This is a genomic window from Paenibacillus lignilyticus (genome assembly GCF_017942085.1).
Classification (GTDB): domain Bacteria; phylum Bacillota; class Bacilli; order Paenibacillales; family Paenibacillaceae; genus Paenibacillus_Z; species Paenibacillus_Z lignilyticus.
Window position 1 is genome coordinate 950,079 of record NZ_JAGKSP010000002.1, and the last position, 19,924, is coordinate 970,002.

At 49.6% G+C, this 19,924-nt stretch carries 17 protein-coding genes; 1 reads left to right on the forward strand and 16 read right to left on the reverse strand.

What is annotated here, in order from left to right; translation table 11 throughout:
• Window positions 1-24: 24 nt before the first annotated feature.
• The 3 genes from I8J30_RS09280 to I8J30_RS09290 all read right to left on the reverse strand — a co-directional run bounded on the left by I8J30_RS09280 (window position 25) and on the right by I8J30_RS09290 (window position 6,427).
• Window positions 25-951, reverse strand: a complete 927-nt coding sequence (locus tag I8J30_RS09280) for a phosphotransferase family protein (protein ID WP_210657408.1) — start codon at window positions 949-951, stop codon at window positions 25-27.
• A 64-nt stretch (window positions 952-1,015) separates the two neighbouring features.
• A complete protein-coding gene (locus tag I8J30_RS09285) occupies window positions 1,016-5,986 on the reverse strand; it encodes a DUF4132 domain-containing protein (RefSeq protein WP_210657410.1) in 4,971 nt (1,656 codons plus the stop codon).
• 18 nt (window positions 5,987-6,004) lie between these two features.
• Entirely contained in the window at window positions 6,005-6,427 is a 423-nt protein-coding gene (locus tag I8J30_RS09290) for a MoaD/ThiS family protein (RefSeq protein ID WP_210657412.1), read from the reverse strand.
• 291 nt (window positions 6,428-6,718) lie between these two features.
• On the opposite strand from I8J30_RS09290, the gene I8J30_RS09295 reads away from it, so the two are divergent.
• A complete protein-coding gene (locus tag I8J30_RS09295; protein ID WP_210657414.1) occupies window positions 6,719-7,729 on the forward strand; it encodes a LysM peptidoglycan-binding domain-containing protein in 1,011 nt (336 codons plus the stop codon).
• Window positions 7,730-7,781: 52 nt separating this feature from the next.
• On the opposite strand, the gene I8J30_RS09300 is transcribed toward I8J30_RS09295, so the two are convergent.
• The 13 genes from I8J30_RS09300 to I8J30_RS09360 all read right to left on the reverse strand — a co-directional run bounded on the left by I8J30_RS09300 (window position 7,782) and on the right by I8J30_RS09360 (window position 19,814).
• Window positions 7,782-8,519 (reverse strand): AAA family ATPase, encoded by a 738-nt coding sequence (locus tag I8J30_RS09300; RefSeq protein ID WP_210657620.1) that lies wholly within the window; start codon window positions 8,517-8,519, stop codon window positions 7,782-7,784.
• Between the two features lie 38 nt (window positions 8,520-8,557).
• Window positions 8,558-9,088, reverse strand: coding sequence for a DNA topology modulation protein (locus I8J30_RS09305; protein ID WP_210657415.1), 531 nt, complete (start codon window positions 9,086-9,088; stop codon window positions 8,558-8,560).
• A 154-nt stretch (window positions 9,089-9,242) separates the two neighbouring features.
• Complete coding sequence (locus I8J30_RS09310) at window positions 9,243-9,512, reverse strand: hypothetical protein (protein WP_210657417.1); 270 nt, start codon at window positions 9,510-9,512, stop codon at window positions 9,243-9,245.
• Between the two features lie 37 nt (window positions 9,513-9,549).
• The gene (locus tag I8J30_RS09315) at window positions 9,550-10,383 is read right to left on the reverse strand and encodes a VanW family protein (protein WP_210657419.1); all 834 of its coding nucleotides are present in this window, start codon (window positions 10,381-10,383) and stop codon (window positions 9,550-9,552) included.
• Between the two features lie 340 nt (window positions 10,384-10,723).
• Window positions 10,724-10,954, reverse strand: a complete 231-nt coding sequence (locus tag I8J30_RS09320; protein ID WP_210657421.1) for a hypothetical protein — start codon at window positions 10,952-10,954, stop codon at window positions 10,724-10,726.
• 356 nt (window positions 10,955-11,310) lie between these two features.
• On the reverse strand, window positions 11,311-12,324 hold the full coding sequence (locus tag I8J30_RS09325) for a phosphotransferase enzyme family protein (protein WP_210657423.1): 1,014 nt from the start codon (window positions 12,322-12,324) through the stop codon (window positions 11,311-11,313).
• A gap of 41 nt (window positions 12,325-12,365) precedes the next feature.
• On the reverse strand, window positions 12,366-13,283 hold the full coding sequence (locus I8J30_RS09330; protein ID WP_210657425.1) for an aminoglycoside phosphotransferase family protein: 918 nt from the start codon (window positions 13,281-13,283) through the stop codon (window positions 12,366-12,368).
• A gap of 30 nt (window positions 13,284-13,313) precedes the next feature.
• Window positions 13,314-14,903 (reverse strand): stalk domain-containing protein, encoded by a 1,590-nt coding sequence (locus I8J30_RS09335; protein WP_210657427.1) that lies wholly within the window; start codon window positions 14,901-14,903, stop codon window positions 13,314-13,316.
• 120 nt (window positions 14,904-15,023) lie between these two features.
• Window positions 15,024-16,367, reverse strand: a complete 1,344-nt coding sequence (locus I8J30_RS09340; protein WP_210657429.1) for a DUF4179 domain-containing protein — start codon at window positions 16,365-16,367, stop codon at window positions 15,024-15,026.
• On the reverse strand, window positions 16,360-16,899 hold the full coding sequence (locus I8J30_RS09345) for a sigma-70 family RNA polymerase sigma factor (protein ID WP_210657431.1): 540 nt from the start codon (window positions 16,897-16,899) through the stop codon (window positions 16,360-16,362). The genes I8J30_RS09340 and I8J30_RS09345 overlap by 8 nt, the downstream gene beginning before the upstream one ends.
• 137 nt (window positions 16,900-17,036) lie before the next feature.
• On the reverse strand, window positions 17,037-17,852 hold the full coding sequence (locus tag I8J30_RS09350) for a class I SAM-dependent methyltransferase (RefSeq protein WP_210657433.1): 816 nt from the start codon (window positions 17,850-17,852) through the stop codon (window positions 17,037-17,039).
• 181 nt (window positions 17,853-18,033) lie between these two features.
• Window positions 18,034-18,750 (reverse strand): hypothetical protein, encoded by a 717-nt coding sequence (locus I8J30_RS09355; RefSeq protein ID WP_210657434.1) that lies wholly within the window; start codon window positions 18,748-18,750, stop codon window positions 18,034-18,036.
• A 167-nt stretch (window positions 18,751-18,917) separates the two neighbouring features.
• A complete protein-coding gene (locus I8J30_RS09360) occupies window positions 18,918-19,814 on the reverse strand; it encodes a phosphotransferase (RefSeq protein ID WP_210657436.1) in 897 nt (298 codons plus the stop codon).
• Between the last annotated feature and the right edge of the window lie 110 nt (window positions 19,815-19,924).

Below are 19,924 nucleotides of genomic sequence, written 5' to 3' on the forward strand. Positions count from 1 at the left end.
GTCTATCCGCAGATTTGCTCGCTATCACTTACTCAAGTTTAGAAGAAAGTCTCGCGTCGATTGATAGGCATCGTTCCATCCCATTTTCGCATAGAACCGAAGTCCATCCATGCCTTTAAAATAATACGCCCCCAGCAATCTCTCATTGAAATCCGGAATCAGGATCCCGGCTTGCTCTTGGTAAGCTTGATAAGCTTCTACCACTTCAAGACCCGCCATGTGTCGGTCTAGAATGGCGAGATCTACGAGAAAATCGCCGTAAGCGCAGTTGCCGTCTATGATTCCGGTAATGCGCTTGCCGTCCGATAAAATATTCCACTGGTGAACATCCCCATGGATAAAATGCCGATGTGGCTCGTTGTAGACCGAATACGTCATCAACCTGCTGTAGCATTCGTCGAACACCTCTTTCTCCAAGCAGGTCGTTTGAAAGAGGTCATACCAGTTCTCCCAGAAGTTCCCCGTTTGATCCTCCGTGAACACATCGACCAGATAGTCCTTCCACGTGTTATAAGTTCCATCTCCGGTCGGTTTGATCCACCCATAGCCGATTGTTGCGCCCAGCTCGACATGGTTGAGGCGAGTCAAAATCCGTATCAGCTCCGGAAGCTGGAGAATTTGCTGCTCCGTGGAACAATCTGCGAGATTGCCGCCGTCGATCTGCTCTATGATCACGTAGCCCAGATGCCCAACCTTCCCTTGCCCAAGAAACCTTGGGAAAGGGATTCCCTGGCTGGTGAGCAAGTTCGAAATGTAGCGGTCCGTTTCATAAGCCCCTGCCATGTCGCTGAATTTAATGACATATCCCTTTCCTTCATGAACGAAAGAGAACACACTGCTCAAGTTGCCGCCCGACATCGGCGTGATTTCCCTCACGCCTGCTCCCATCTGCGCTCGCAATACTTCCTCTATCTCGGCGATAGCCAGAGCTGGCTTTTCGTATGCAGTCACGTTACAACCTCCTTTAAAGAAAAGGCAGCAAATCCTTCCGATCTGCTGCCTCCTCTATCTCTCCCTATCTCTTAATCTGCTCCAAAATAGTCGGATCCTTCAGCTTGCGGTCCTCAGCAAGCAGCAGCACCTTCGACATGATCTCCGCTGTCCGCGGATCTTCATCGACGAAGGGCAGGAAGATCCTGCCGCGATGCTGCGCATGCACCGGTAAGATATGCAAGCTGCCGCTCGCCATTTGATGCGCCATGCCACTGCCCAGATGAACGGTATATTCGCCCAAGGTTCCTTTAATATGCGCGTGGGAGCCCTTGATCTCGACGTTATCCAGCTTCAAAATCGGAACAAGCTCTCGTACCATAGCCGCCCGCATTTCCACGGTAGATAGGCTCGCTTCCGGATCCACGCCGCCGACGTGAGCCACACTCACAACCAGATCAACGTCGCGCATCACCTCGGAGAAAATGACCTTCGGAATTTCAGCCAGCTGCATCGGCTCGCCTGTTTTCCGCTTGTAGAACGCTACCGTTTCAATCGTCGGCGCTTCTACCTCGGCCGGCGAGAACCAGTCTGCCATGGCATACAGGGTCACTACAATATTTTGCTTATGGTACACCTTCTGCAAGCCCTCTTCATAGCTCGCCGTCCATTGACGGGATTTCAGCAGCGAAGCGGCTTTTCTAGGCTGGATTTGATGCCCGTCATAACGTCCGGAACGAATTCCCTCCAGCAACTCATCCTCATTCGGACGGTACAACTCACGAAATACTTGCTTGAAGGGCTGCACGATTTGCCGTTCTATCACAACCTTCTGATAAGCAGCCCATTCTCCGCTCTCGTACAAATGAACCGGATGCGCGATCAGCACTTCCTCCGCAGCCTCCAATGAAATGACATGCCCGCTAATATCCCGCAATTTCCCCTGCTCGAAGAATCCAATCGCATTCGCAGACTTAAACAAGAGATCCTTCAACAGCGGCTCAATCACTTTGTTGGTTTGGATGAGACTCAGCTCTTCCGCGGTGAACGCCTCTTCCAGCACCATCGCTCTCTCCAGTGCGGAACGCGCGCGTTTATGCTGATCCCTCAACGAGGTTTGCAATTCTTTCAAACCGGCAAGCGTCTCATCGTTCTTGAGTTTCGACGGAATCGTCTTCACCGGCTTGCCGTCCTTCGTAATGGCTACCGAAGCTTTGCCCCTCTCATCCATCACAAGACAAGCTTCCCACTCTTGTATCGTAACCGGCTCGAAGCTGGCTGCAATTTGCTTGAATTTCTCCGCTTCCACGTTCCATGTCATGCGAATAACATCGGAATAACCGGCATTGCGGGCCAAATTATCCAGCGCAATACTCACGACCTTCGACTCGCTGTCTCGCCGCAGTGCCCCGAACTGCTTGCTCTCTTTGGCAAACCGCTGCAGCACCTCGTACCGGCGGATAAGCTCCGCCTTCCGATTATCCGTCATGAACGGAATTAAGCCGTAGCACAGCACATGATTCTTATTTCGTTTACCGGACAGCTCGCTCTCGATAACTCCCGCATCCAACCTGCCAAGAACAGCATCGCAAAATAACTGAGAGCGCTTATGGTTTGCGCCGTCGGCGATATATTTGGCGCTGTCATAGACAAGCTGGAAGCGTTGTTCCCCTAAGGTCTCGTACGCCTCGAAGAACCAATTGATATCGAAGGCTCCTTCATTAAAATCAATCGACGAGATCGGCGAATACCGCGCGACCATCGTTTCTTTATCCGAGGAGAAATGCTGATTCACGTGCGCGTGGAAGTACCAGCAAGCAGCGGCCAACCCTTCCCAGCCTAAGTAGTCGGCGATAATTTCCACCCATTGAGGGGCATACATGGCCGCTTCTATCAGTCTGGTATCTGAAATATCGCGTCCTTCCAGCAGCCCTCTCAAGGTATTGGCGTCGTCGTCCGGTTTCGGATAGCAGCACTTCAGCAGATGGCTGATCATATCCTTCTTCGTTTGCCCGCTTCCCCAACTATAGAAATACCCGCGTGCCAGCTTCTCCTTGTTCCCTAAACTGAGCAGGCAGCCGACGAAATACTGCATGCCCTCGTATTTATTAATCCGCTGGGCCAGATAGCTGACTGCTGTGTCGCTGTCCCCGCGCTGCAGCTCGATTTCAACGATCCGCTCTACCGCCAATCTGCCGATTAGCTCCGCCCCAGGATATAGAAGCAGCTGTTCGCGGTGATGTCGATGTTCATTCGTAACGGTGTTGATGTGATCCGGACTGCTCTTTCTACCCAGCAGCTCCTTATACAATTCATTGGCGGTTATGAATCCGGATTCATAGGCTTTTGCAAAAGGAACTAACCCCAACTGCTCCAATTGATCACCCAAGCGTGCATAACGGTACAGCAACGTAAATCCTGCCCGGAACATGTCCTCCTCGTCGTTATACACGCCGGCCATTGAGGAATACCAGAACGACACTTCCTCCGTCTTCATAATCTCAGCGAAAGTCACAATCTGCACCATGTAAGGCTGCTGAATCTCCAAACTTGGATGCTGCTTGACGAACTCACTTTGTTGATCGATCAGAATGCCTTCATATAACGCAAGCGACGCATTGTACGTTAGCGCGAACCGTTCCCGCGAATCGCATTCATTGAACATCACTCTAAGAAGGCTGTGGATGAGGCGCCCATACGGCATTTCCTCCAGCCACTTGCCTACTTCGATCATGACGGATGGCGAGAGCATCCGAAGGACATGCGAGATTTGAAAATGGGACGAAAAGTCGCGCAAAGACATCCGATATCTTCTGGAGCAGACATCATAATAGAAGAGCAGCTCCAGAATTCGTTTCGTATCCAGCCCCTTGTCCTGTGCAAAGCTGCGCCAAACATCTGCGAGCGGGTAATCCTTTAATGCGGCAGGACCCTGATTATGGGCGTTCACCAGAGCGCGCATGCCCCACTGTTGCGTGCCAAGTACGATTTTGCCGCGGCTGCCATCATACTCCTCGATCTCATATTCATACTCCCGATACTCATGAATGAGATCACTCCAGCTCTGCAGCACGGATTGAATCTCTTCGGCGCTTGAGGTCAAGATTTCCTGAAGCGGCGCCCCCGGCCAAGGCTTTAGGTCAGGCAGCTGCTGGTGCTGCTGCGGGTCATAAAGTCCAAAACCATTCTCCGGACTATATTCCACCTCAACCGTCCCCGTAATCCGCTCAATCAGAACAAGCTCCCTCGATGAACGCTTAATCGCATTGTTCTCTTTCAGAAACGCGACGCATTGCGCATAAACAGGCCGTCTCTGCTCATCATCCTTCAAATTCAGAACCATATCGAGTCCGCCCAGACGCTTATCCTCTTTCTTGTCCGACAGCAAACGCTCGATGGTATGCTTCAGCTGTTCCGGCTCCTGCTTGAGCAGCAATTGAATGGCCGCTTTTCGGAGGTCGCCTGCTTTATACTGAAGTAATCCTTCTACCCAGACATATTCCTCATCGCTCAGCTGCAAGTTCTCGACACTGCGCTGCGCGGCCTGACGAACTTCCGCTCCCTTATCGCCTAACGCCTCAATTAACGCTTGACGCTGCTTCTCGCTCTGCGGATTAACCAGGCAAATATGTACGAGCGTGGAACGTGTATCTGCATTCATTTTGTCCCGGTAATCGAGCATGACGTCGAACATCGCTTGGTCATTGTGAATATAAGCAACGATTAGCATAAGGCCGCATAGTTGATCGGCTGACACGGTCCGGCTGAAGGACAGAGCACTGTTTGAATAGCTAACTTCCTTCTTCGGCATCCGATCGAGAATGTACTTCAATTGATCAAACAACGATCTGTCGGTGACGCCATACATGTCAAAATCCTCAGGTCCGAGCTGACGATGGTTCAAGCTGTAGCTTGAGACCTGGCTGAATAAATTGGGCAGTGCCCAAGCAACGACCTCCAAATCCGGACTGTCCAGGAAAGCTGCGGCGATCCGGTGTTGAAAGGCAGCAAACTGAGTTTGCGCTACAAATTGCAGAGCCGTAATTTGTTTGTATTTGGAGCCGGATTGCTTCAGCGCCATGATTGTCGCTTCGGTATCCATCAATTCATCAACGGCTGTCGCCCACAAACCGATGTACAGCAGCTGGCTGTCTTCACTCTTCAGACATTCATGAAGGGCTGTCTCGTTCGTTAAACAATCGTAAGCGGCCTTCAGACATTTCTTGATGACGGCCGGCTTTTGCGCTTCCAATGCTAAACCTGTCCACACATCGAACGCGCGAATAATGGAAGAGAACCGGCTTAAATCACGCTCGATAATCAAACCCAGTATGTAGATAAATCCTTCTCTGCTTGCTTCGTCCATACATTCCGTGATCGTCTGGCGCAAACCTTCTTGCAGCTTGGCGGCGAGCAGCAATTCACCTATGAGTCCGTGCGCTTCCGGATTACGGCTCATGAGCAATCCCTTGATGATGTTGCGGGTAACGACAGCCGTATTGTTGTCGCTATATATGATTTCTTTCAGTTGCCGCAGCAGTGCGGCATTTCCTTCATCAATCTCCAGCGCAATATAGTTATGCAGATACGGATAGTCAGCTGTCTCCGAATCAACTGCCGCCACTTCCGGCCGGGAGATAGAATAGCCCATCCCAACAAAACGCAGCGCATAACCTAACCGATCCAAATTCGACTCGAGATAGACGCCCGATGCCCGGTTCGTTCGGAATGATCGTCTGAGATAACCCATCGAGAACGGATACAGCGTGCAGCGGTCCCATGTTTTCTTGAAATTCGCTGCATTTGCATCACCTAGCAGAAAACGCAGCACCTCAAATTGATCGCCTGAGAACACATCCGTTAACTCGGTGTGCGACTCTGACAGCAATACTTTTCTCAGCTTGGCGTACTTATCGAATGAAACATACTCGCTTCTATAACAATCCATAATGACGGATGCCATCTCGCGTAATGCAGCAGGCAAACTATTCAAGTTATCCCGCTTCTGAGCCACATAGTCCTTCACTTTCTCTATTCGATCTTTGGTCCATTGCATCGTTCCCTCTCCCCCTCACTACCACATTCGTCCTGCAAGCATCGCTAATCGTATAAACATAACTCGGTCATTGTCTTGCAGCTCAATACGTTCATCTAGATTCCCGATCTCCCGATCATTAATAAATGCTTTGTAGAGACCGTCCTTGTAGCTAAGACAAGCATTCTCTATGGCCAGGACTACGTCTTGCTGATTCGGGTTATACCTCGCACCGAATCCAACCTTGCCGGACTCCAGCTGATCCGCGATTTGGTCCTCCGTCAACGCTGTCAGTACCTTGGATTGAGCAGCATCACCGCTGTTATACCGCTCTACCTCGAGCGTTACGATCAGCGTAATCAGCTCTTCCAGCGTTGACGGCGAATGAGGCAATGGCAGGGCCATTTCGCCAAGGATTGGTTTGCGTTTTCCGATTTGCTTTACCAGTATGAGTATTTGCATCACATTGCCCCAGTCTCATTTTTCGTAAAATTGGCCTTCTAATTATTTCGCAGCGATTAGATATTTTCCTCTCCCATGAACGGTATGAACTACTTCAAATGCCCGATTGTCCGCCATTCTCCTTACGAGTATCGGCTTCAGAATCCTAGGTCCGTACTCCAATTAGGTGCTTTCTCCTGCCCCGCTCTAGTGCCAATCACCTGATTTCGCTAATGTTCCGTTTCGAGACGGTTAAGTATAGTAAGATATAGGAAATGAAAGAGATTCTGAACACGAAAGGAAGTATGCGCTTTGAACAAAGACTCGAAAAGAAGCGATTTGCAGCCCAGAGCCGCTCGTACGAAAAAGAAGAAAAGCACTCTGCTAATGGTCCAGGCAACAGCCGGCATCCTACTGATTAGCGGAATCCTGTATAGCATATATGCAGCACAATCCGGATCCGATCCGAAGCAAGCGGCGACAGGGAATGATCCCGTAGGCATGCAGGTGATCAAGACCGAATCTACTACGAAGAATGACGGAGACAAGGTTGTTCATGAGTTAGCGCCTGCTCCGGGGAAATCTTCCGGCACTACGACAACTGAGAAGCCGGAAACTTCGGTCAACGATGATCAAGAAACTGCCGTGAAGCCTGTTGTCACGCCGGACAAACCATCCGTTTCGAAGCCGCAGATTAAGGTCGTGCAAGCCAGTAAACCGGTTAGTAAGCCTTCATCGAGCACAGCTTCTAAGCCTGCCGTAAAATACCCGATGACCTATGTTCTCAAAGAAGGGGACACGCTTTCCTCGATATCGATGAAATTCTACCATTCCAAGCAGTACGTCGCCCGCTTGGCGGAGTACAACCATATTGTGTTTATCAATGATATGGTCGCAGGGGATGTCATCAAGATTCCAGCTCTATCATCGGCTGCCGGATCGTCGGCTTCCAAGCCGCAGAACATGGACTACTCCAAGGTCACGCTGCCGGCAACCTATCTGGTTCGCACAGGCGATACCCTGTCTACTATTTCTCTGCAATTCTATCAAACGAAGAAAAACGTAGAGTTGATCGTGAAGCAAAATAAACTGGATCCTGACAAGAATTTGATTGCGGGAAGTTCATTAATTATTCCGGCGGTTCCTGTCGTGAAGCCGATTGCCAATCATACGGTGAAGCAAGGCGAGACGCTCTCCAGCATTTCACGGAAACACTACGGCTCCACCAAATACGCCGTAAACATCGCGCAGACCAATCATCTGAAGAACAACGACGATATTAAAGCCGGCGATGTGTTGAAAATTCCTTCTCTTAAAGTTTAAACGGAAGGGCTGCCGCTATACGGGCAGCTCTTTCTTGTGTTCAGAAACGCCATCACTCGTCGTCATCTTCATCCGAATCCGAATCCGAGAACAACTCGTCCAGAACCGTCCTTCTATTTTCAAGAAACCGCCTTGTGACGATGTAATGGAGCGTATCCTCATACTTGATTTCCTCAATGGGATGTACATCGAAGTTTACGATCTGCGCATCCGGGTAGCCGAGAAGGATCGGGGAATGCGTCGCGATTATGAACTGCGCATCCTCTTCCAAATCCTTAATGACTCGCATTAGGGCCAGCTGCCTTGCAGGCGATAACGCTGCCTCGGGCTCATCGAGCAGATAGATCGCCTTCTTGCCAAACCGATGCTGAAACAGCGACAGGAACGCTTCGCCATGCGATTGCTTATGCAAAGAGCGACCCCCGTAAGACCCGAAACTATCCGGCATCGTATCGATATGCGAGGCAAAGTGGTAGAACGTTTCGGCGCGCAGGAAGAAACCATTCGTAATCTTCGGCATCCACGACAATCGAATATGTTCCCCAAGAATGGAATGCGAGGCATCCACATCATAATTGTTGTTCCGTCCACCGCCGGCCGTGTTAAATCCACATTGAAACGCGATCGCTTCCAGAAGCGTCGATTTTCCCGAACCATTTTCCCCTACCAGAAAGGTCACGTTTGTCCGGAAAGACAATGACTTCAAATACTTCAAAGCCGGTATCGAGAATGGATAGCGCTTCGGATCTGTTTCTTCATTCCTAATCAGTTCGAGACTGCGCAGGTACATCGATTTCAACTCCAATACCATTACTTGGTTCACATAAGCTAGTGCTGCCGCCTGCTCGCCTCCCGCTCTATACGCTCCAGGAACGTTCGAACTTCGCTTCGCGTCTTCAGCACAATAATGCTTTTATCATTTGACAGTTCCATAAGCTGCTTCATAATTTTCGGCTTATGTTTGCTTGGATACGCCCAGACCCATCTCATAAAATGGAGGGTAATTCTCTCTTCACAGCCTTCTGCCATGTCTATCCGTTTCGTATGTCGGTGCCGGAATCTTCTTTTTAATACCCGATAAAGACAGATCCACCTGGACAGGTCCACAAAAATGACGGTGTCTGCCGCCTTTATTCTCCTATCCAAAGTGCCGCCATAATTTCCGTCGATAATCCATCTGTCGCGACCGAGCAGTTCATCTTGAATCGTTATTTGCTCCTCTTTAGAGACAGCAATCCAGTCTGGTTTCCATAACAGTGCATCCAGATGATGAACTTCGATTGACAGAAGTTCTCCCAGCTTGCGGGCTAACGTGGACTTCCCGGAACCGCCGGAGCCGATTAGTATCATTTTCTTCATGTTACCCTCCACAAAAGCGTGCAGATCTTGCTAAGACGAACTTGCTATGAAATCCTCCGTCGACCGCTGTAACAGCAAAAAGTGCACCGCTGAATCCGATCGCATGCAACCATTTTTTCATGGATGGCTCTCCTCGCCTGCCTTCTTCACACCATCACCCGCCGCTGCTATTAGTTACATCTGCCGTATCTCGGAATGACCCGAAGATCCCTGTAAGCAATCCGATTATACCAATCGTCACGCCATATCCTGTTGCCCCATCGAAAGCGAATAAGATTAAGATTCCGAACAACGTGAATTGAATCCCTAAGAGCTGTACTTGAAGAACACTGGGCCTGATAAAATCCAACATGACCCCCGCAAAAAACATCAAGGTAACAATGACCACGAATACAATTAAAATCCCCAAGCCGATGCTGCCCATTTACCGTTCGAACCTCCTTTATAGCCATCATGTCTGTTCAAACCGTTACCTCCGTCTTATCCCCGTGAGATACAGGCTCTGTCAATAAAGGTGCGTACATCATGAGTGCATGGTTCTCAGTGATATACTCATCCTTTACCATTTCATTAGCTTGATTATAGACACGCCGATGAAGCACGTTACGCCGAACGTAGCCGCCCCAATACTGCTGCTCAATGCGATGCTCCTTCTCATAGATTTCGTAGGTATGAAGCGGCTTATCGGTTGCGCGCCACTCCCCCGTCAGAACATGGTCTTTCAACTCAAGCACTAGTTGATAAGGAATTGTCGTCTGATTCTGAATCATCAGATCCAAGTAATTATAGGAACAAGTCGCTCCACTGCCGAAAGGCTGTGTACGGTTCGCGTCCGGAAATACATCATAGCTATGTCGATGCCGTTCCATGACAGTAAGCGGCGTGTGAAGCGTCATCCAATAAATTAAATTCGATAGCTGGCACAGCCCTCCGCCTAACCCTGACTTGAATTTGCCATAGTGTAAAACCATTCCCGGCACATAGCCTTTTCGCGCGGTTGTTCGCCCGATCAGTTTCCAGTAAGACATCGTCTCTCCCGGGGCAATGACGAGTCCATGAAGTTGCTTTATCGCAAGCGCCAGATTGATCTCTTTATTATGCTGCAGCCACATATCCACGTCCTTAAGCTTCCGCAGCGTCGGCGTTGCATGATGAAAAACAACATGTTCCAGCGGTTCTTCTGAGAAAGTTCGAGCGAATGAGATACCTCCGAAGAGCCACCGAGCATATCTGCGCCATGTAAAATAAGCCGTCCCCACCATAAGTCGCAGCCTAGATCTCTGAATCGGTTTCATCTACACTGCACCTTCCTTATATGATCTCAACTTCTATTTTTTTACACTTAAATAAGACGTGTGTCACAGGAAAAAGTTGCAACCGCAAAAAAGACCACCGATCACTTTCCATCGGCGGTCTATCAATTGGGCGATACGTTTTGCTTCGTAAGAGTATTATTTCGAGACTCTCGGCATCATTTCGTTGTATTGTCGGCGCCGAGAGTTCATATTTCGCACTCTCAGCTTCCATGGCAGGGGGATCATGGTAGTTAGCTTCTCGGCGGAAGGATTTTCAGGTGCTTGAAATCCTTATAAGCCTCCGGGTCGTCCAGTACAAGCTGTTTCCCTCGTCCCGTTGCTATGGACAGTCTGTTTGCCCCGCTTCTTGAACTTGTAAATAGCTCCCGTCAGCGAAGCTAATCGACATCCCATGGAAAAAGGTCTCGACTTCCGCAATGGAAGCAGCTTCCTCGACGCCGCTCTTAACGAATTTCTTCAGCATACGGCAGACCTTGTTAATCGATTCGTGGTCGGCTTTATTGGTACTGTTCAATGGGATATAGACGAGATCCCCGTCTTGTAGATTCACGGATACCACGGTATCCGGACTGCATACGGCATCCAATTCGCGGAGTGATTTTGGCTTCGCAGGTTGTTTCGCTCTTCCTCGTAGGAAGGCCGATCGTAGGTTAATCGAACAGAGCGATTCGTATTATCGGTGGGACTGTAGAAGAAGAAATCCAGCGAACCATCAAACCTATGCCGCTAAAGTCGCATAGGATTTGGCCCATCGCAGCATTTCGCTCGATAACCCTGTTCCTGCATATGCTCGCCGAACCGCAAGCTTATGCAGAAACAAGGATTCGTTCTCACGGGATTCTTCACGACTAATTCAGGTTCATGTACGATAACAATCCTCTCCTCCCACCCGTACCAATGCTTCCCCTACCAAATATCCACGATAGGAACGTTATTCTCCAACCGAACTTTACTCTCGGCAATCCAATCCTTAAACCACTGATTATCCGAGCTGCTGAACGTTTCATCCCCGTCATAATTGCGAAACGCCCCGATGTACACGATCAATTCTCTCAGCATGAGGAATAACGGAATCTGCTTCAGATCCTGCTCGCTTAAAGTGTTTTCAAGACTATAGCCTTTCATAAAAGAACGCATAAATCGGCGAGCCTGATCCTCTCTTAACGCCCGTCCGTCATCGCCTCCATAGACATAAACCAGATAGTACAACTGGATCGCGATATCTTCAACAAACCAGCTGTACTGCGCTTCGTCAAAATCAAATAACGTAATCCGCCCATCCCCGTCCATGACAAAATTACCGACGCCCATATCCCCATGAATAAGTCCATAAGCATCCCGATCCGTTGGCAGCTGGTTTAGCTTCTCTACCATCATGCTGTAATTGTCTTTCACGCGTTGATGTGTCGGAGGAAGGAGATCGATGTCCTTCAAGTAATCGTTCTGACGCCATTCCAACCTACAGATGCTGCTGTCCTCAGGCTTATACTTCTTCGATAGAGCATGCATGTTACCCGTGATGCGTCCGAGAGCTTCATACAATGCGTCGTCATCCAGACACGCCGGATAATTCGCCTTCTGCCCATGAGCTTTCTCGAACGAAACCGCAGTAAAGAACATTTCTGCCGTCACAATGACTTCGGCCCATTCGCCGGCTGCAGACGGAATCGGCATCGAAGCTGATATCCCGTGGCTCACCAGATATTGAATCCATTCCAGCTCTGCCTTAACCGCACCGACCGTCCGACGGCTTCCCGGCGTTATTCGCAGAATACAAGCGCGGCCATTGCGCTCGTACTCGTATACAAAGTTTTGAAATCCACCGATTAAAGTGACCTCGTCGCTGCTAAGCCCATATCTCTCCGCCGCAAGGGCAAGGACGCCATGACGATGAAAGAGGTCCGTAATGATATGTTCCACAACCAATTCCCCCTAACCTGAACCTGCATTCAAGTAAGCCATCAACCATTCATGATCGATTCTGCAAAAGCAACCGGTTTGATCAGCTCCCAATATTCCTCAGCTGTCGCACCATCCTCCATGCTCCAGCATGAGCTCATGGCCGTCTCGACGAAGAGGCATTGCTTTAAGATGGTGCTCGGAATGCCCAGCTTCTTCTCCAATACGGCGATAATCTCGCTGATTTTCGCATAACCTGCTTCCGAATAATCATCATCAAATTCATTTAAGATAAACCGCGGAACATCAAACACAGGATCGCCTATTACGCCCTTCGGATCAATAATGCGATAGATACCATCCTGTCCCAGCAAAATATTATCGTGGTGGAAGTCGCCATGCAGCAGCATTTGCCCTGTATACGCCTCAGATAGGGTTAGGCAGATCGCTTCCGCTCGCTTCATATAGGCTGCTAATTCACTGCAATCCTGACGTTTGGCCATGTAGTCGGTTATTTTACGGACCCAGTCTACGTAAGTTGGGTATTGCGCTGCGTTATCGACCGATATGTGCAAGCCTTTGAACAACGAGCTGAATACATCCAATCTTGCCGCAAGCGAGGTCACTTCCCTTAGCGGATTTCCCGGCTTAACGCACGCTTCAAGCAGCACGCCCCGAACGACGTCCGCATCAAAAACATGGCAGAAACGTCTGCCATCATACCGGAGCAAGGTGTTATATTCCGTGTTTATCTCTGCGGAAGAAATTCTCCCTATCTTCAGTACCGCGCTTCCGAATCTAGCAGATTCACATTTAAATACCAGATTCGCAGAGTAGGAAGGGATGAGCCGAAGCTCGCTCAGCGACCATTGTTCGGCAAAGGTATCGAGATCCCTCAATACCTTCTCATAGAACGCTTGCCCAAACTGCTTCACGATTTGTTCGATTTCATTTTGACGGAACTGATAATGCTTGCTCATCGTTAGGCTTCTCCTCCACTTAGCTCGGTTCTACTCCGTTACATGTATTGTATAACGCTCAGGTTCCCATACCGTAGTCCAACCAAAGGCCGAACCAAGCTCGCGGACAGGTGCCAGCAATTCCCCTCTTACATTGTATACTTCCTTGCCCACGGCGATAGACTGCCCATTCTTATAAATTCCGCCCGTTTCTTCCGTATGAAAGGCGAATTCCTTGCCATCCTTGAGAGCAACCGCTATTTTGTCCGTTGGGTTCCACGTCATTCGATAGCCAAGCGCCTCCATAATCCCTCTAACCGAGGCATACACGGTCCCATCAATCTGCATCGACCACATGGCAATTTGCTTCCCGTTCACCGCCACGCGAGGGGCTTCCAATACGGGTTCATATTTTGTAACCGAGAATGTCCCCCATGAATACGGTTCATAGGAGTAAGGCGGAACGCCGAAGCCTTCCTCTCCTCCCCATGCACCTAGCAGCCCACGTCCAATCTGACCCTCTCCGTTTAACCCAGCCCCCCATAATGTACCATCCTTCTTAATGAGAAAAGAAGTCCGAAAGCCGCTGACAACCTTCACTGCCTGCTGATGCGCCAGCTTCACGGGATGATCAAACCGATGCGGCTGCAAACCGTCTCCAATCTGGCGGTAAGAGTTATTACCCCATACCCATACGTGGTCAAGCTCATCGAGCGCCAAACATTGCAAATAACTGCAAGACAGCTCCTCTATCGATTGGAGCTCCGGGATCTGCTCCAGATGGATCGGCCCTTCCAACGGATCTTTGCTTCTACCCAGCACGCCGCCGTAATTATCGCCAAACGACCATACTGTACCGTCCGAACGCAGCAGTAAAGTAGCACTCCCCGAACTTGAAATCGCCTTGATATGATCAAGCTTATCAAATAATCTCGGTTTCGTAACGACAGCTTGTTTCCCGGTCTGGTAATAATACCAATACGGCGATCCCCAATACCAAAGCTTGCCATTCTTGTCGATTGCGAAGGCTGTAATGCCATCGCTATGTATGGCTGTAATTGGAGGCAAACCCGCTACTAGAGCCGGTGCGGCAAGGGTTTTGACTTGTCCATTCCCTAATTCGCCATACTCGTTGCTTCCCCATGCCCAGACCGTCCCATCCTTCTTCAGCGCGAACGCAGCATTATAACCGAATTGAATATCTTCCACGTCTTGCAGTCCTTCAATTTGTTTGGGAACACTCGTGAATAGCGTATTATTGGATGAATAAGTTACACCGTCGAAAGTGCCATAACGTAAATACCCCAGCATCCATGCCGTCCCATCTTTCTTTACGACAGCAGCCGTATCCGCATAGGCGGAAGAATACGTAATGGACTCCACGTCCGATAATCCCGGAACTTGAACGGCGGCCGTTGTCAGGCGCGTCGTCAGGTTGCCTCCCCATGCCCAGACCGTACCGTCATTCTTCAGCGCAAGCGTGCTTGCGTATCCTGCAGCAACTTGTTTGACGTTCGTAATCCCTTTTCCTCCAAAAGCCATCGGCTGCTCCTGCAAGCTTTCCGCCGAAGCGCCTACCGGAATCATGAAACCAGCCATACTAACGAGCAAGATCAGCTTTAGTAAACGTGAATGTCTCACTTCCACTCCACCCCAGTACCATGAATTAGGATATCTTCATAGATCTTAGACGTTTACGTTCCAAAAAGGTTACTGGACGGTGAAAAAGACCGCCATAACCGGCGGCCTATCAACGATGGTTTACTTCATTCTCAGCTTAATATCCCCTTCGATTCGTGTTGGATAATCAACGATAGTGAGCGTCAACGGGCTCTGATATTTCGCCTTCTTAATGAAATATTGGAACTCATCGCCGGACGATCCCGTCATACCCGATTCAAACGATTTTCCGGATGCATCCTTGAATCTCATGTCTAGGATGTTGTATTGACGGTGCTCATCAAGCGGATTATCGTTTGTCAGTTTAAAGACAAGTATGCGCTGACCATCCTCCTTGCTGGTGCCGACATCTATTAAAGTAAGGTGGCCGTCCGGGCTTGAAAGCAGCTTCTTCTGATCCGGATCCACTTGAATCTCCAGCTTGTTTTTGTCCAATGCCCGAATGCTATTTGCCCGCAGATACAGCCGGTCCGGCTTGCGGAAATAGTTGCTTTGGAAATAAAGAATTTGCCTGTTCTCGTCAATGGTCGAACCGGATACGCCGTTATTGATCGTCCCGAACGTTTCGCCGTGTTCATCCTCGATCCGGATATCGTCAAAGTAGAACAGTTTCTTCGTGTTCGCCGGATCGTAGGCGACCTCCAGCCCAATCCGAGTAGGATAAACGGTCATTGTCCCAAAGGTAATACGCTGACCTTCCACGGTAACGGTTTTGTTGATCGCGTAGGTTTCCTTCAAGCCTTCGAACTTGGCTTTATCTATAGGAATCGCGAACTGCCAAAACGGCAGGCCAGCGACCGCCTTCTCATCCTTACCGACCTTAAGCTCCAGTCGGAGAATATCCGGAACTTCCGCTCCATTATGGAAATTAAAATCGACCGTGCCTTGCTTGCTAACCCACTCTTCACTGAAATCGGAAGAACCATGCGAGATGGACATCTGCTCTTTCGTCGCCAGATCGACCTTCTGAAGATTCACGACCCGCTTTCTTCCGTCCATATTCGTCAAGGTGTAGAAGACGATCACCCTCGATTCATCAGCAAGCACGCCATCCACTGTCACCTTGATTCCATCATGTTCTTCGGATAGGCCGACCGGTTGCATGAAATCATTTTCGATTGCAAGCTCCAGCCCTTTGTCATCATTAATCAGCTCAACAAGTGACCGAAGTCCGGGAAGATCACCCACATAGGCCGCAACAACCGGCGAGAAACGCACGGAAGCAACCATGATCAGAAGCAGCAGACATGCTGTGTATGAAGCAAATCTGGTTACTGTACGGCGCCTTCTGCGTTGCCGGCCAACCCGCATGCCATTCCTAATCCGTTCCTCGACCGTCGAAGGAACGACAATCTGATTAATCTGTTCCTTCATCGCCTCCAATTGAGGCCAATCCTGCTCGTTCGAATCACGAAACTCATTCATGGGGCTCACCGTCCTTCTCCAGCCGCTGCCGCAGTCCGCCGAGTGCTTTGTGCAGCCAAGTTTTAATCGTACCTTCCGGTTTCCTTAACGTTCTGGCGATTTCGGTAATCGTCAGATCATGATAATATTTCAGTTCAATAACGGTGCGATAGTTGGCATCCAGCCGTTCCACCGCGGATTCCAGCACGACTCTCTCCAGCAAAGCCGATTCACCGCTCGCCACATGCTGCTCCCCGGCGCCTGTTGCCACCTGCTGTTTCTCATTCCGGCGCGCCTGTCTCTTGGCTTCGTCCACGCAATAGTTCATCAGAATGCGAATCAGCCAGCTGCCAAAATAACCGGGTTCCTTCAATTTGTGTATCTGCATGTACGCCCGGCAGGTCACCTCTTGCACCGCTTCAAGCGCATCGTTCTCATTCTTCAAATACGAATACGCAATCCGGTACATTTTATCCTTGTGTCGCGTAATGAGGCTGTAGAAGGCCGCATCGTCACCGCGCTTAGCTGCAAGGGCCAGCAATTCATCCTCCATGCGTTTCCCTCTCCTGCCATTTTGCTTCTTCTATTAGTTAGACTCTGCAGAACGGCAAACGGTTTTGGTCCATTCCAAATTCACGGATATAAATGATAAAAGGCTGCCTGGTCGGCAGCCCTCCTCGTCATGATCAACTATTCGTTCTTTCTGCCCACGTACATGAAATGTTCAGCTAAACTCAATAGCTCCTCGCGTTCGCATACTTGCTCCGCCAAGTCCAGCCAAGCCGATACCACTTCGGGCGGCTGCGTCAGAAGCTCCGGTTCACGCAGATACAGGAAGCTTTCGCAGTTGATGATATGCAGTTTCTCTAGCTGGAAGGCTTCAAAGAATGGCGCTACATCCCGGGGACGGATGTAATAATTGTCCGTGAATCCATGTCCGGCAAAATTCGCGTCCTTAATCATCATATGAAGCTCAGCTCTGCGATCATCTGCCAGGATAAATGCCGGGTTCCGGATCAAGTAATCCCAGACGAAGGAGTAAGATGAAACAAAGGAGACGAATAAGACACCGTTTGGCTTTAGCTTCTTGAGGCATTCCTGAATGGTCGCAGCTCGATCCTTCTCTTCTTTCAGATGATACATCGGCCCCATGCACAGCACATGATCAAATTGCTCGTCCGCTATGCCCGATAAGTCGCGGCTGTCTACACATAGCCCCTCAAGCGGCAGCTCGAGCTCCTTTGCTTTATTTAGCGCAAAGTTCACATTGTTCGGCGACAGATCTGCCAGCGTCACCTCGCAGCCAAGCGCCGACAGATGAAGAGCATACCTGCCCGGACCGCCTCCAAGATCGAGTACTCTGTCCCCCGGCTTGATATAGCGGTTCATATAACGTTTGCTTAGCTCAAACTCCACCTTGTGCCGTTCGAGCCGACTCCATTCGTACTGCACCGTATCATCGTAGAATTTGCGAACAATCTCCATATCATTGTCCTTGTCATCCATAGGAACACTCCTCATCGTCGAACAAACTCATTTGGACTGAATCCGCAGCAGACGGTTGATAATAGGGCATTTCGGTGGATATCCCGTGCAGGGAGCAGGCTTCCCGGAAGCGGAGCTCCGTAGTCATGACGCCAAGCTTATTTCTTCTTGTTTCTGGGAAGTGGGTATCATTTCAATCTGCTTATTTCACGAGCTTCCAAGCCTTCTCGGAATAGACCAACCAAGCGTTATATTCCGTTATTCCATCTCGCAAGCCATAGATTTTGTCCATATCCGTGAAGTGGCCAACCGCTGTAAGGGGGATCTTATATTCGGCTGCATCCTTGATCGCTTTGGATAAGTCGATGAATAATCCATCTCGGGTAGATTCCAATAGTGCTGTTGCGATGTCCTTCGGAATAGCCTCGAACTTTCTACCTGTTAACTTCCGAAGCTTCTCTGCGATAACGTTAGCCAAAAGCATTTCATAATCGTGCAGATCCGTTACATAGAGCTTGTTAAACCAGCCATCATCATGAGCATAATAGGCGAATCTCGCTTTTGGCACTTGATGCAAAGGTCTAGCCAGATGCCCGAAGAATAATAATTCCGCTATTTGATCGTTGCTTAATGCATCTAAATCCTCTTCTTTCGCAAGATCCACCCAACAAAAATCCCCATACCCATAAACATCATCCTCAATCAGCTCATCCAGCTCTTCCCGTGTCACATAATCGAATCGCGTGCGCGGATTCCATTGCGCATTCGAGAATTGATGCTGGAGCAGAATCAGGTTCTCCGGTTTGGGAAACACGCCTATCATAAACTCATGAAACTCTATCCCATACGAGTAGAAGCAGTTATTCGGATGCATGTGGCTGACATAGATGATGTCTCTGATTGTCTTCTTTTTCTTCATGGCATGCTTTCCCTTCAGAGCAACTTCTTGAATACGACTCTATTACCGCCTCGACCATCATAGTTCATATAAACAGGAACACCATTGTTCTTGCTGCTCGATCACCCGTATCAAACATACTTCTTATCCGCAAACGATCACCCCGCTAAAAGCTTACTCATAAAACCTTAGAGAAATAATGCCCGCTGCGCAAGCCAAAGATCCAGATCAGCCGATCCTTGCACGCCTAACAGCCGATAGAAATAACGATAGACAGTGCGATAATCAGTTATGTCGGGAGGGGCGAGGACAGTGGCATAACCTTCGAGGAAAGGAATGGCTGCTCGCTCATCAAGCACATACTCCAACCCGACAAAATCAAGTTCGCGCGGGCCTACCGCATAAGCTTCAACATCTACTACCGCGGACAACATCCCCTCATGAATGAGGAACTGCGACGAATCCAGATCTATAAAAATAGGACAGAAATGAGCGGGTACCGAAAGAACGTCCAGTGCATGAAGCATCGCACCAAGCTGCGCCTTTATCTTCGGATCATTTGTACAATCAAGCTCAACGAGCTGCTTCATAGTGCGAGCTAAGTGAGTATGGAAGGATTCCGACCGTCCGATTGGATCCCCGGCAAGGTTGCCAAAATAGTCGCATCGCTGCGCGTGCACGCGAGCCAACCAGACGCCTAACTGATGCAGAAGGGCGTCGGATTGCGTAGCGAACGACCCGAATGCCTGCCCGTTCATTTTCTCGACGACGAGGTACTCTCTGCCCTCAATGAGCTGATGCTTATGTATTCGCGGTGCCGGGATATCCGCAAGCGTACCCAGCATTGCGGCGTTCGCCGCGAAGTGCTGCATACTTCTGGGATCAATCCCGAATAAATCGTAACACCCCCACCAAAACTCATGGGTCGGCGCTTCCTTCAATCTGGATGAACGTACGACACATTCCCCTGCCGCGGTCTTCACCAGCCAAACATCGCTCGCATGCCCGGAATAACCGGGATCAAGAACCGTAATTTGATCAATGGGATCATCAAAAAGCTGCTGCAGCCGATGGTCTGTTGTCATAGCTGAACCTCCTCGGTAGATGGAATTTGGCGTTTTCGCTGCTGAGAGTTCGATTCTGGTACTCTCAGCCGGAACTTTCGGCGATTTCGCCGCTGAGAGTTCCATTTGTG

Coding starts and splice junctions, on each gene's coding strand:
- I8J30_RS09285 (WP_210657410.1), bottom strand. CDS start 5,986: ATGCAATGGACCAAAGATCGAATAGAGAAAGTGAAGGACTATGTGGCT.
- I8J30_RS09290 (WP_210657412.1), bottom strand. CDS start 6,427: ATGCAAATACTCATACTGGTAAAGCAAATCGGAAAACGCAAACCAATC.
- I8J30_RS09300 (WP_210657620.1), bottom strand. CDS start 8,519: ATGTACCTGCGCAGTCTCGAACTGATTAGGAATGAAGAAACAGATCCG.
- I8J30_RS09305 (WP_210657415.1), bottom strand. CDS start 9,088: ATGAAGAAAATGATACTAATCGGCTCCGGCGGTTCCGGGAAGTCCACG.
- I8J30_RS09310 (WP_210657417.1), bottom strand. CDS start 9,512: ATGGGCAGCATCGGCTTGGGGATTTTAATTGTATTCGTGGTCATTGTT.
- I8J30_RS09315 (WP_210657419.1), bottom strand. CDS start 10,383: ATGAAACCGATTCAGAGATCTAGGCTGCGACTTATGGTGGGGACGGCT.
- I8J30_RS09330 (WP_210657425.1), bottom strand. CDS start 13,283: ATGAGCAAGCATTATCAGTTCCGTCAAAATGAAATCGAACAAATCGTG.
- I8J30_RS09340 (WP_210657429.1), bottom strand. CDS start 16,367: ATGAATGAGTTTCGTGATTCGAACGAGCAGGATTGGCCTCAATTGGAG.
- I8J30_RS09345 (WP_210657431.1), bottom strand. CDS start 16,899: ATGGAGGATGAATTGCTGGCCCTTGCAGCTAAGCGCGGTGACGATGCG.
- I8J30_RS09350 (WP_210657433.1), bottom strand. CDS start 17,852: ATGGATGACAAGGACAATGATATGGAGATTGTTCGCAAATTCTACGAT.
- I8J30_RS09355 (WP_210657434.1), bottom strand. CDS start 18,750: ATGAAGAAAAAGAAGACAATCAGAGACATCATCTATGTCAGCCACATG.
- I8J30_RS09360 (WP_210657436.1), bottom strand. CDS start 19,814: ATGACAACAGACCATCGGCTGCAGCAGCTTTTTGATGATCCCATTGAT.